General features: G+C 64.1%; 10 protein-coding genes. 6 read left to right on the top strand and 4 right to left on the bottom strand.

The annotated features are described in order from the left end of the window. Window positions 1-8: 8 nt before the first annotated feature. From GSQ90_RS03845 to GSQ90_RS03835, 3 genes are all read right to left on the bottom strand, one after another. Complete coding sequence (locus GSQ90_RS03845; RefSeq protein WP_158813487.1) at window positions 9-1,181, bottom strand: isovaleryl-CoA dehydrogenase; 1,173 nt, start codon at window positions 1,179-1,181, stop codon at window positions 9-11. Between the two features lie 92 nt (window positions 1,182-1,273). Further along, window positions 1,274-1,909: a LysE family translocator gene (locus GSQ90_RS03840; RefSeq protein WP_158813485.1), complete on the bottom strand. Its 636-nt coding sequence runs from the start codon at window positions 1,907-1,909 to the stop codon at window positions 1,274-1,276. A gap of 254 nt (window positions 1,910-2,163) precedes the next feature. Continuing rightward, on the bottom strand, window positions 2,164-4,440 hold the full coding sequence (locus GSQ90_RS03835; protein WP_158813483.1) for an NADP-dependent malic enzyme: 2,277 nt from the start codon (window positions 4,438-4,440) through the stop codon (window positions 2,164-2,166). A 281-nt stretch (window positions 4,441-4,721) separates the two neighbouring features. Here GSQ90_RS03835 and GSQ90_RS03830 point away from each other — a divergent pair, with 281 nt between their 5' ends. Beyond that, window positions 4,722-5,402: a phosphoribosyltransferase gene (locus GSQ90_RS03830; RefSeq protein WP_158813481.1), complete on the top strand. Its 681-nt coding sequence runs from the start codon at window positions 4,722-4,724 to the stop codon at window positions 5,400-5,402. Between the two features lie 88 nt (window positions 5,403-5,490). On the opposite strand, the gene GSQ90_RS03825 is transcribed toward GSQ90_RS03830, so the two are convergent. Continuing rightward, window positions 5,491-6,303, bottom strand: a complete 813-nt coding sequence (locus tag GSQ90_RS03825; RefSeq protein WP_158813479.1) for an IclR family transcriptional regulator — start codon at window positions 6,301-6,303, stop codon at window positions 5,491-5,493. Between the two features lie 407 nt (window positions 6,304-6,710). Between GSQ90_RS03825 and GSQ90_RS03820 the strand changes: the two genes are divergently transcribed. The 5 genes from GSQ90_RS03820 to GSQ90_RS03800 all read left to right on the top strand — a co-directional run bounded on the left by GSQ90_RS03820 (window position 6,711) and on the right by GSQ90_RS03800 (window position 12,866). Beyond that, window positions 6,711-7,763, top strand: coding sequence for an ABC transporter substrate-binding protein (locus GSQ90_RS03820; protein WP_158813477.1), 1,053 nt, complete (start codon window positions 6,711-6,713; stop codon window positions 7,761-7,763). 25 nt (window positions 7,764-7,788) lie between these two features. Further along, the gene (locus GSQ90_RS03815; protein ID WP_174247454.1) at window positions 7,789-9,291 is read left to right on the top strand and encodes a sugar ABC transporter ATP-binding protein; all 1,503 of its coding nucleotides are present in this window, start codon (window positions 7,789-7,791) and stop codon (window positions 9,289-9,291) included. Beyond that, window positions 9,288-10,259, top strand: a complete 972-nt coding sequence (locus tag GSQ90_RS03810; RefSeq protein ID WP_158813473.1) for an ABC transporter permease — start codon at window positions 9,288-9,290, stop codon at window positions 10,257-10,259. The genes GSQ90_RS03815 and GSQ90_RS03810 overlap by 4 nt, the downstream gene beginning before the upstream one ends. Next, window positions 10,256-11,230 (top strand): ABC transporter permease, encoded by a 975-nt coding sequence (locus tag GSQ90_RS03805; RefSeq protein WP_158813471.1) that lies wholly within the window; start codon window positions 10,256-10,258, stop codon window positions 11,228-11,230. Before GSQ90_RS03810 ends, GSQ90_RS03805 begins: the two co-directional genes overlap by 4 nt. A gap of 313 nt (window positions 11,231-11,543) precedes the next feature. Further along, window positions 11,544-12,866 carry an alanine racemase gene (locus GSQ90_RS03800; RefSeq protein WP_158813469.1) on the top strand — a complete coding sequence of 441 codons (1,323 nt, stop codon included), beginning with the start codon at window positions 11,544-11,546 and terminating at the stop codon, window positions 12,864-12,866. The last annotated feature ends 22 nt before the right edge of the window (window positions 12,867-12,888 follow it).

Below are 12,888 nucleotides of genomic sequence, written 5' to 3'. Positions count from 1 at the left end.
CATGCGCCTCACTCGCTCTTGGCGAACAGCTCGCGCCCAATCAGCATGCGCCTGATCTCGCTGGTGCCGGCGCCGATCTCATAGAGCTTGGCGTCGCGCAGCAGCCGGCCCGTCGGGTAATCGTTGACATAGCCGTTGCCGCCCAGAAGCTGCATCGCGTCGAGCGCGACCTGGGTGGCGCGCTCGGCGGCGTAGAGGATGGCGCCGGCCGAATCCTCGCGCGTCGTCTCGCCGCGATCGCAGGCCTTGGCCACGGCATAGACATAGGCGCGGGCGGCGTTCATCGTCACATACATGTCGGCGAGCTTGCCCTGCACGAGCTGGAACGAGCCGATCGGCGCGCCAAATTGCCGGCGTTGATGGACATAGGGCAGCACGACATCCATCGCCGCCTGCATGATGCCGAGCGGTCCGGCGGCGAGCACCACCCGCTCATAGTCGAGGCCCGACATCAGCACATTGACGCCGCGTCCGAGCGCGCCAAGCAGATTTTCTTCCGGCACTTCGCAATCCTGAAAGATCAATTCGGACGTGTCGGAGCCGCGCATGCCGACCTTGTCGAGCTTGGCTCCATTGGAAAAACCCTTCATGCCGCGCTCGACGATGAAGGCGCTGATGCCGCGCGCGCCCGCCGAGGGATCGGTCTTGGCGTAGACCACCAGCGTATCGGCGACGGGGCCGTTGGTGATCCACATTTTCGCGCCATTGATTACAAAATGGTCGCCGCGGCGCTCGGCGCGCGTCGTCATGGAGACGACATCGGAGCCGGCGTTGGGCTCCGACATGGCGAGCGCGCCGACATGTTCGCCGGAAATCAGTTTGGGCAGATAGCGCCGCTTCTGCGTCTCATCGCCGTTGCGGGTGAGCTGATTGATGCAGAGATTGGAATGGGCGCCGTAGGAAAGGCCGACCGAGGCGGAGGCGCGCGAGACTTCCTCGATCGCCACGCAATGTTCGAGATAACCGAGATTCAGCCCGCCATATTCCTCCGGCGCGGTGATCCCATGCAGGCCGAGCGCGCCCATTTTCGGCCAGAGGTCGCGCGGAAAAAGATTGTCGCGGTCGATTGCAGCCGCGCGCGGCGCGATCTCGGCCTCGGCGAACTCGCGCGTCGACTCGCGGATCATCTCGGCGCTCTCGCCGAGGTCGAAATTGAAGGGGCGGGCGGAATTGGGGATCATGGGGCCTCGCCAGCAAGGAGAACCGAACCCGAACAGTGGCGGCAATCAACCGGGCTGTCCAGAGCGGCTGTGGGCCCGGCTAAGCGGCGCCTTTACCGTCGCCCGCTATCCATCGCCATCCTGACCGCCAGGCCCGCCAACACGCCGCCCATCAGCCAGCGCTGGATGCGCGCCCAGACCGGGCGGCCGGTGAGGAACGAGGCCACGGAACCGGCGGTCACGACAATGGCGGCGTTGACCATCACGCTGATGGCGATCTGCGTCGCGCCAAGCGCCAGCGTCTGACCCATGACGTCTCCTGAGGCGCGGTCGACGAATTGCGGCAGCAGCGACAGATAAAGCGCGGCGATCTTGGGATTGAGCAGATTGGTCAAAAGGCCCATCGCAAACAGCTTGCGCGGCGAATCCGGCGCAAGTTCACGCACCTGAAATGGCGAAGCGCCGCCGGGCCGCAGCGCGTTCCACGCCATCCAGGCGAGATAGGCGGCGCCGCAGAGCCGCAACGCGTCATAGGCGTAGGGGATCGCGAACAGCAGCGCGGTGATGCCGAACGCCGCCAGCAGCATATAGGTCAAGAACCCGAGCGCGACGCCGCCAAGCGAAATCAGGCCCGCCGCGCGTCCCTGACAGATCGAACGCGAGATGAGATAGGCCATGTTCGGACCGGGCGTCAGAACCATGCCAAGCGCGATGGCGGCGAAAGTGAGCAGATTGGCGAGATGAATCATGCTGCGTCTCCAGTCGCCCGTCTAACCCGGCGATGCGGGCGGGGCAATGGGCGCACGCTGCGTGAGGCGTTCCTTCTCCCGCTTCGCGGGAGAAGGTGGCCCGACGAAGTCGGGTCGGATGAGGGCCTCGAAGCTGGGCGCGACCTGCTCGAAACTTGCTGCAGCCGAAATGAGGTTCGGCGCGCCGAAACGCCCTCATCCGGCGCTGCGCGCCACCTTCTCCCGCGAAGCGGGAGAAGGGATAAGCAACAATCTCACCCCGCCGCCTCCACCGCGGCGATCGCCGTCATATTGACGATCCCGCGCGCGGTCACCGAGGGCGTCAATATATGCGCGGGTTTGGCCGGGCCGATCAGAATGGGCCCCACCGGCAGCGCGCCGGCGATGACGCGGGTGAGCTGCAGGGCGGTATTGCCGGCGTCGAGGTTGGGCATGATCAGCACGTTGGCTTCGCCCTCCAGCCGCGAATTGGGCAGAACGCGTTCCCTGGCGGCGATCGACAAAGCCGTATCGGCCTGCATTTCGCCGTCGACCTCGAGTTCGGGCGCGCGTTCGCGGATCAGCTCCAGGGCTTTACGCATCTTCAGCGCGGAGGGCGTGTCGGCGGAGCCGAAATCGGAATGCGAAATCAGCGCAATTTTCGGCGTAATGCCAAAGCGCCGCACATGGCTCGCGCAGGCGATCGCCATATCGGCGATCTCCTCGGCATTGGGATCGTAGCGCACATGGGTGTCGGCGAGAAAGAAGGCGCCCGTCGAGGCGATGACCAGCGACAGCGCGGCAAAATCATGCGCGCCGGGCGCCAGCCCGATAATGTCCCGGATATGTTTGAGGCGCGACTGGAACCGCCCGTCGAGACCGCAGATCAGCGCATCCGCATCGCCGCGCTGCACCGCGAGAGCGCCGATCACCGTCGTGTTGGTGCGAACCAAAGTGCGCGCGGCGCTTGGCGTCACGCCTTTGCGTCCGGCGATATCCAGATAAGTCGCGACGTAATCGCGATAGCGCGGATCGTCTTCAGGATCGACGATCTCGAAATCGCGACCGGCCATCATGGCGAGGCCGAAGCGCTTGATCCGCTCTTTGACCACCTCGGGGCGCCCGATCAGGATCGGCCTAGCGATGCCCTCTTCGAGCACAACCTGCGTCGCGCGCAGCACGCGCTCGTCCTCGCCCTCGGCGTAGATGACGCTCTTTTTGGCTGTTTTCGCCCTGGCGAAAATCGGCTTCATGATGAAGCCGGAGCGGAATACGAAGCGGCCGAGCTTGTCGGCATAGGCGTCAAAATCGGCGATCGGCAAGCGCGCGACGCCCGAATCCATCGCCGCTTTCGCGACCGCCGGCGCGATGCGCAGCATCAGGCGCGGATCGAACGGGCTGGGGATCAGCGACGCGCGGCCGAACGGCGAGGCTTCGCCGCCATAGGCGCGCGCCACCACTTCGGAAGGCGCTTCGCGCGCGAGCCCCGCGATCGCTTTGACGGCGGCTTTCTTCATCTCTTCGTTGATCGTGCTCGCGCCGACATCGAGCGCGCCGCGGAAAATATAGGGGAAGCACAGGACATTATTGACCTGGTTGGGATAATCGGAGCGGCCGGTGCAGATCATCGCGTCGGGCCGCGCTGCGACCGCGAGTTCCGGCATGATCTCGGGCGTCGGATTGGCGAGCGCCATAATCAAGGGATCGCGCGCCATCCGCTTGAGCAATTCGGGCTTCAACACGCCCGCTGCGGAAAGCCCCAGGAAGATATCAGCGCCTTCGATGACATCCGCGAGTTTGCGCGCGCTGGTTTCCTGCGCATAGACCGATTTCCATCGGTCCATCAGCGTCGGGCGGCCGACATAGACGACGCCCTCGATATCGCAGACGAAAATATTCTTCCGCTGCGCGCCCAGCGACACCAGGAGATTGAGCGAAGCGAGCGCCGCGGCGCCGGCGCCGGAGGCGACGATTTTCACCTCGTCGATTTTCTTGCCCGTCAGCTCCAGCGCATTGGTGATGGCGGCCGAGACGATGATCGCAGTGCCGTGCTGGTCGTCGTGGAAGACGGGTATGCCCATGCGGGCCTTGGCCTTTTCCTCGACTTCGAAACATTCGGGCCCCTTGATGTCTTCAAGGTTGATGCCGCCGAATGTCGGCTCCAGCGCGACGATGATGTCGACCAATTTATCGACATCGTTCTGCGCGACTTCGATATCGAAGACGTCGATGCCGGCGAATTTCTTGAATAGAACGGCCTTGCCCTCCATCACCGGCTTGGAGGCGAGCGGGCCGATGGCGCCCAGGCCCAGCACCGCCGTGCCATTGGTCAGCACCGCGACGAGGTTCTGTCGGATGGTGAGATTGGCGGCCTCGGCCGGATCGGCGGCGATCGCCTCGCAGGCGAAGGCGACGCCAGGGGAATAGGCGAGCGCAAGATCGCGCTGGTTGCCCAGCGGCTTGGTCGGCTGAATCTCCAGTTTGCCGGGGCGCGGCTCGCGATGGAAATAAAGCGCGTCGGATTTAAGGTCGTGATGGACTTCGCTCGTCATGAAGCTGGGCTTCCGCTCGGGGTGGAGGCGGGGACATTGGCCCGAAGGGCAGGGGGATCGCAAGAGCGAAAATTGCGGCGGGGCCCTTGCAGTCGGCGCCGGAGCAGTCGTGTGCGCTTGCTTGGTAGCCGGATATCGCGCCGGCCTCGCTCATGCCGGTCATGCGGCGCTGTCGCTCACCAACCATACTCACCGCGCGATAGACGGCGTGATACGTTGGGCGAGTCGTATGATATTTGCTGAGCCGGTCTCCTCCGCTGACGAAGACTTTAGAGGAACCCATGAGACCGCATGATTTCTGGCAGGAGATTCATCCGCCGCGAAGTTTCGAGCCGGAGCAAGGCCATCTCGATTCCTATCCCGCTCGCTTTGACGACGGACGGCTGCTGTTGCTCCCCATTCGTCCCATGGCGGACGGCAAGCATGCGCTGGCGTCGCTGATCATCAACCAGGCCGGCTTCGAAGTCGTCGACGCGATCGCCTCGGACCTCGCCGCGAAACTGGCGGTCTTCCGACCGGAGATCGTCGTCGGCCTGCCGACCCTTGGTTTGACGCTTGCGAGCGCGGTGGCGAGGAAACTCGGCCACAGCCGCTATGCGCCGCTCGGGACGTCGCGCAAATTCTGGTACCGCGAAGAGCTTTCAGTCGCTTTGTCCTCGATCACCACGCCCGATCAACAAAAGCGTCTTTATATCGACCCGCGCATGCTGCCGCTTCTTGAGCGCCGCCGCGTCGCCGTCATCGATGACGTGATCAGCAGCGGGGCGTCCATGGCCGCCGCGATTCACCTCATGACGACATGCGGCGTCGAGCCAGTAATTCTGGGCGCCGCGATGTTGCAATCGGACCGATGGAAAGAGCGATTGACTCTTCTCAACCCCAAATGGCTGGAGCGAACGATCGGCGTTCTTCAATCCCCGATGCTGTCAAAGGGGCCGGAGGATCGCTGGATCGCCCCTTGACGGCGCCTGCGGGCGGCTGGCGAACGCGTCGAGGAGTCTTTCTCGCCGGAACCGCAAGTCGCCAATTTGAAAGAGCTACGCCCAGACTTCAGCCGTAGGCCACCGTCGAAAAACGAACCGGCGTCTCACCGAGCTTGCTTGAAAGTTCGCGCGCCTCTTGGATCAGCGTATTTCGGTAATTTTCGTAGTTCTTCGCGGCGTCGTCGCGCGGCGCGACGAGGCAGAGCGTCGCGACGCAGACGTCGGCATCCTGATAGACTGGGGCTGAGAAGCAGTGCGTGAAATTGTCGGCGATGCTGTCGAAAGAGAAAAAACCGTCCGCACGCGCCGCGCGAACCTGCGCGAGAAATTCCTGGCTATCCAAGGTTGAGCCGTCGGGCAGAATGAAATCGGCTTTGGGCACGAAGGATAGAATCTCCGCGTCGCTCATGTGCGAAACGAGCAGTCGCCCAGACGCCGTCCACGGGATCGGGATCGCTTCGCCAACGTCCGAACTGATGCGAAATGGCCGCGCGCCTTCCTTCAGCATGGCGACCGTATATTTGCAGCCATCCAGCATGCAGAGCTGCGCGGTCTCGCGAGTCGTTTCGGCGAGATAGGCGAGGTGGGCCTTGCACTCGCGCGTCAGGTCGAATTGCGTCTGCCAAGCGAGGCCGAGAAAATAGAGCTTGCGGCCGAGAAAGACGCGGCCGTCTTCGTCGGTGTGCTCAAGAACGCCCAGTTTGAGCAGCAGATTGACAAGTTCGTAGGCCGTCGATTTTGGCGCGTCGATTCCGATCGCAATCTCGTTGGGACGGGCGGGCTTGCGCCTCTGGCGAAGGAAATCCAGAATCTCGAAGGCCCGATCCAGCCCGCGCATGCGTCGATTGATGGCAATGTCCGAAACTGGCTCTGCTGACATGGGGCGAAATCCGGGATGGCGACGATAAAGCGTTCGCGCGTTATGTTCTGCTTAGCGCGCGGAGGCGGCACAATTCAACCCTTTGACGACCGTCCGCAGTCCGTCCCGGCGTTTCGACGGTCCGAGACGGCAATCTCAGTCTTGCATTCGCTCTTGCTCGCCAAAGGACGGAGCGTCATTGGCCGACCGCGGCGGATTTATGTTTGTCAGTCGCGGCCTATTGACAAGTCGGCGACGGAAGCTAGCATCCGATCATCCGGTATAACGGTATTAATTCCATTATATTGGAATACATATCTGAAATAACAAACAGGTCCACAGTCCAACCATCGTCGCGGCGGTAGCCGGACGATCGCGGTCGTGCGCCGTTCGCCTCGCTTAAGAGCCATCATCAGAAGGGAACAACAATGCTGAAGTCATCTCTCCGGGCGGCGACGAGCGCCCTCTGTCTGAGCCTTCTTGCCTGCATCGGCTTCGTCTCGCAGGCGGACGCCGCCGCCAAATGCATCAAGGGCGACCGCAAACCGCCGTTCACGCTGGGCTGGGCGAATATCTATTCGGTCCCAACCTGGATGAAGCAGACCGAGGGCACGATCGCGGCCGAAGTCGAGGATCTCAAGAAACAGGGTCTCGTCTCCAAGCTGGTGATCACCGACGCTCAGGGCGACGCCAACACCCAGATTCAGCAGATCCAGTCGATGATCGACGCCAATGTCGACGCGATCATCCTGATCGCCGGCTCCTCCACCGCGCCAGCCCGCGTCATCGCCGACGCTTGCGCCAAAGGGATCGCGATCATCAATTTCGACAGCCTTGTCGACACGGACCAGGTGACGGCCAAGATCAACACCGACTCGGCGCAATGGGGCGCCGGCGCCGCCAAATGGCTGATCGATTCCATCGGCGGCAAGGGTAAGATCATCATCCTCAACGGCCCAGCCGGCGTGTCCGTCAGTGACGACCGCCGCAAGGGCGCCGAGCCCGTGCTCAAAGCCAATCCTGGCGTCACCATCCTCGCCGAGACCAACACGGCCTATAATGTCGCCCCGGCTCAGGAAGCCGTCTCCAACTTGCTCTTCGCCAATCCGCAGATCGACGGCGTCCTGTCGCTTGGCGGCGCCCTGTCGGCCGGCGCCGTCCTCGCGTTTGACAAGCAGGGTCGCGCGCAAGTGCCGATCTCCGGCGAAAACGCCCGTCAGTTCCTCGAACTGTGGAAGCAGAAGGGTCTGAAGGGTTGGGCGACCATGCAGCCGAACTGGCTGGGCGCGTTCGCCGCCTATACCGCCGTGCAGGCGCTGAGCGGCAAGGATGTCCAGGCTTTCGTAAAGGTGCCGCTGCCGGTGATCGACAACAGCACGATCGATTCCTATCTCGCGCGCGCGGACAAATTCCCGGCGGACGGATATATTTATTCGCCCTATGATCAGGCGCTGTTCGATAGACTTCTGGCCCAGAAATAGCGATAAGCAAGCATCATCCGTGACGATGTCTGTCCCGATCATCGCGGCGCGCGACGTGTCGAAATCGTTTTTCGGCAATCGCGTGCTGCGCGAAGTGTCGATCGAGCTTCGAGCGGGGCGCATCCATGCGTTGCTTGGCGAGAACGGGGCGGGGAAGTCCACGCTGATCAACCTGCTGTCGGGAGCGCTGCCTCCCGACGAGGGCAGCATCGAAGTCGACGGCGCCGCCGTCGACCATTTCACGCCGTCCGAAGCCCGTCGCGCCGGGGTGGCGGTGGTGCAGCAGGAGTTGAGCCTCACCAGCCAATTGTCCATTGGCGAGAATATCGGCCTTGGCGCTTATCCTATCCGTTTCGGCCTTGTGGACTACAAGGCGCTGGCCCGGCGCACGCGCGCCGCCTGCGCGATGGTCGGCCTTGATGAGGATCTGGCGACGTCCGTCGGCGATCTGCCGCTCGGTCGCCGGCAAATGGTGGAGATCGCCAAGGCGCTCTATCGCGAACCGCGTGCGCTCATTCTCGACGAGCCCACTTCATCGCTGTCGGCGCATGAGACGCAAACGCTGACCCGGCTTCTAGAACGGCTGCGCGCGCAGGGCGTCGCCATCCTCTATATTTCCCATCGCCTCAACGAAGTGATGGCCCTGTGCGACTACGTGACGATCCTGAAGGATGGCGCCGTCACCGCCGACCGGGAGCTTGCGGGCGTCGATGCGGATGGCCTGGTGCGCTTGATGGTCGGGCGCGATCCCGGCGATCTCTTCCCCAAATGGACGCCCAACGTCGAGGGCAAGACAATCATCTCCGTCCGAGGTTTTTCTTGCGGCATGGCGCGCGACATCGATCTTGATCTGCGTCGCGGCGAAGTTTTTGGCGTCGGCGGCCTTGTCGGGCAGGGTCAGGAGGATCTCATACTGGGCCTTTACGGCGCGAGATCCGCGTCAGCTCGCGTCGCCGAATTCAACGGCGACTCAGGCGTGCCGGATTCGGTTTTGAAGGCCAATGCTTTGGGCCTTGCCTATGTCCCGGCCGACCGCAAGCGCGAAGGACTGCATCTGATCCACACGATCTCTTTCAACATGCTGCTGCCAGGCTACGGCCGCGCGCGCGGTCTGACCTTTCGCGATCGGACGAATGAGCGCGATCTGGCGCGGAGCCTGGCCGGCGCCTTGTCGATCAAGGGTGACCTGACGCGGCCCGTTCAGGCGCTGTCGGGCGGCAACCAGCAGAAAGTCGCCTTGGCGAAATGGATGCCGAACAAGCCCGCGATATGGCTCCTCAACGATCCGACGCGCGGGGTGGACGTCGAGACCAAACGCGAAATCTATGGCCTGCTGCGCGGCTTCGCGGCCGAAGGCGCCGCCGTGTTGCTTTCGAGTTCGGACACGCCGGAGCTTGTGCATCTGTGCGATCGCGTCGCCGTGATGCGTGAAGGCCGCATCGTCGCGCGGATCGAGCAGGCGGAGCTGAGCGAAGAGGCCATCGTCGCCGCGGCCATGGGCGCCAATCTGGCGGAGCGCGCGGCATGAGCGGCTCCGATCCCGTTCTTTCGCCCAGTCCACTCTACTGGCCCGTGCAACGCCAGCGCAACCGCGGCGTCCGGGCGCTGTTCTGCGTGGTGGCGGCCTTCGTCGCGATCTACGCCTATCTTTTTCCAGGCCTCCTCAGCATCGGGGGCTTGTCGAAATTCTGCCAGAGCTGGTTTCCGCTCGCTTTGGTGTCGATGGCCCAGGCGATCCTGATGCTGACGGGCGGCATCAATCTGGCCATCGGGGCGACCGTCAGTCTTGGCGCGGTCATCGCCGCGACCACGATGAGCGGGCCCCTCGGCGCGCCCGGCGCCATCGCCGCCGTCGCCTTCGCCGGTCTTGGGATTGGCGCGATCTGCGGCCTTATCGTTGTTCGCCTTCGGCTGCCGGCCATCATTGTGACGCTCGCCGGCTCCTTCATCATTGGCGGCATGGCGCTGCTCGTCCTGCCGCGGCCGGGCGGTGAAATCCCGGCGTGGTTTTCCGATTTTCTGGCGGGCGGGACGCCGGTCGCCGCTTTGCTTCTGGCGCTGATCGTCCTTGCCTGGAAGCTCTATCTGGCGACCCCGCTCGGCCTCAGCCTCTATGCGGCGGGCGAGAATCCGGTGGCGGCCTATCGGTCGGGCGTTCCCGTCGACGCCGCGCGCATCGCCGCCTATGCGATAAGCGGGCTTCTTTCCACGGGAGCAGGTCTGTATGTGGCCGCGCAGACCGGTTCGGGCGATCCGGTGATCGGGCAGGCCTTCACGCTGAACTCGATCGCCGCGGCGGTGCTGGGCGGCGTCGGTTTCCTTGGCGGCCACGGTACGATGCGCGGCGCCATCGCCGGCAGCCTGCTGCTCAGCGTTATGGTCAACGTGATGTTCTTCCTTGGCTTCCCGCCTGTCGCCCAATATGTGGCGCAAGGCCTCATCATCATCGGCGCCGTCGCCTTGCCGCAGATCGGCGCCCGCGGGAGGCGGGCATGAGCGACGCTGGCGCAACGCCGCTTTTTGTTCGCCGCGCGGCGTTGTTTTTGCGCAGCGGCCCGTTCCTCACGGTCCTGGTCGTGGCCGCAGTGTGGATTGTCGCCGGCCTCACCATGGCGGGCTTCGGCTCCTATGGGCATCTGCGCTACATGCTGGAGCTGGCGGCGGTGATCGGCCTGGTGGCGGCGGGACAGACCCTTGTCGTGATCGGCGGCGGCATCGATCTTTCCGTGGGCGCCATTGTCACTGTCAGCGCGGTGGGCGTGCCTTTGCTGCCGTGGGATGCGGACGCGAGCGGCGTCGCCGCTGTGCTCGCAATCCTTGCCGGCGCAACCGGCATCGGCTTGCTTAATGGTCTGGGCGTCGCCTTTCTGCGCGTCCATCCGATGATCATGACGCTCGCGATGGCGACCTTCCTGCAGGGCGTGTTGATCATCGTCGCGGGCGGCAGCGCCGTGTCGATGCATAATCCCCTGGTGGCGTGGCTTGGCGAAGCCCGCCCATGGGGCGTTCCGGCAGGCATTGTCCTTTGGGTCGTGGTGTCGTTGCTGACGCTTCTCATCCTGCATGCGACGCCGTTCGGCGCGCGTATTTTCGCGCTCGGCGCCAATCCGCTCGCCACTTCGCTTTCCGGCGTCGACGTTCGCGTCACGACGATGGCGATCTTTGCGGCGAGCGGATTGACCGCCGGGCTCGCGGGCGTGCTGATGCTGGGCATGAACGGACAAGGTTATGTCGGCATCGGCGATCCCTATGTGCTCGCGTCGATCGCCGCTGTCGTCCTGGGCGGGACATCGATACTGGGCGGGTCGGGAACTTATGCGGGGTCGATTCCGGGTTCGGCGCTGCTGGTGACGATCACCGCCTTGATCACCGTCGTCAATGCTTCGCCGGGCTGGCGAAGCATTCTCTTCGGATCGTTGATCCTGGGGCTTCTTCTTCTGTCCGGACGGGAGTCACGCCGCCGATGAAATTTCGTCGCCCATCCGGTAAATGCGCCGCGCATTGCCAAAAAACAACGCCCGCTGCTCGTCGGCCGAAAGGTTGGCGGCGGATAGTCCGAACGCAAGGGGCCGAGATCGCCGAGCCCGCCGCGTTCGTCGGCTGTCTCGGAAAGCCAGGGGTGCTTGTCGAGTCCGAGGTCCCACAGATGATGATGAGTGTCGATGATGGGGTCGGAACAAAGTTTCGACATCGCGCTTTTCCACGGCGCGAGCCGCCGGACCATCGAGGGACGATACGGTTCGGCTTTTTGGCATGGTCTCAACGGAAGGTCGACAGACAATGAACGCCAAAACGCAAAGGGCCGCCGTCTCCCAGACGCTGGTTCTCGACGATCGGATTCGCGGCGTGCCGCCGGGTGTGGCCGATTTGCCGATCGCGGCGGTGGCCGAGCAGAATTGGCGTCCCGCGGCGGGTTTGATGAGCCTGCCGGTTCTGACGCTCGACGAAGCGGCTTTCGCACATAATCGCGACCTCATGCTGCGCTATACGCGCGAGCAAGGTGTGGAGATCGCGCCGCACGGCAAAACGCCGATGGCGCCGGACCTGGCCCTGTCGCTGATCGAGGCTGGCGCATGGGGCGCGACGGTCGCCGATATCCGGCAAGCCGCCGTCATGCTTCGGGCCGGCGTCACGCGCCTGATCCTGGCCAATGAAGTGGGCGGGCGCGGCGGGGCAGCGCGGCTCGCCGCACTGCTCAAGGCATGGCCGCAGGCGGAGGTCTATGTCTTCGTTGATTCGGTCGCGACGGCTCACGCCTATGCCGAAGCCTGGCGGCATGAAGCGGCCGCGCCGCCCTTGCGCGTTCTCGTTGAACTCGGCGCGGGCCGGTCGGGTGCGCGCACCCTGCCGGCCGCGGCCGCGATCCTCGACGCCATCGTCGTTGAGGGGACCGGCCGCCTCGTCTCGGCGGGCGTCGCGGCGTACGAAGGCTCGGCGGCGCCCGGGCCCGAGGGGGTCCTGCCCGTCATCGCCGATCTCCTGCGGCTGACGGGCGAATTGCTGGCGATGGTGCGCAAGCAGGTCGGACCCGATCAGCCTTTATTGGTCACGGCTGGCGGCTCAGTCTTCTTCGATAAGGTCGTGGCGGCGCTGAAGCCGCTCGTCGTCGCCGACCCGGCGGCCACGCTGGTGCTGCGCAGCGGCGCAATTTTCTTCCACGATCATGGCGTCTATGAGCGCGCTTTGCTCGCGCTCGACGAGCGCGGAGGTTTTCATCTCGGCGGCGAAAAGGTCGCCGCGGCGACGGCTTTCCGGCCGGCGCTCAGGTTGTGGGCGGAAGTGCTGTCGCGCCCTGAGGCAGGGTTGGCTGTCGTTGGCATGGGCATGCGCGACGTCTCATTCGATCAGGGAATGCCGCGCCCGCTGCGCCTTCATCGCAACGGAATCTTGCTGCGTGAAATCGAGGCGGGGGCGCTGAAAATCGAGAAGCTCAACGATCAGCATGCTTTCCTGTCATGCGGGGCCGGAGACGATATCCAGGTCGGCGACGTCTTCGAATTCGGCATTTCCCATCCCTGCACTTGTCTCGACCGTTATCGCGTCATCTTCGGCGTCGATGCGAGTGGGCAGGTGCGCCACGCCTTTCCGACTTTCTTTGGCTGACGGGTTCGCGCCCGGCCGCCCA

The organism is Methylocapsa sp. S129 (assembly GCF_009765995.1).
Classification (GTDB): Bacteria; Pseudomonadota; Alphaproteobacteria; order Rhizobiales; family Beijerinckiaceae; genus Roseiarcus.
The sequence above is the reverse complement of the archived record's forward strand: the minus strand, read 5'-3'. Positions and strand labels throughout refer to the sequence as shown.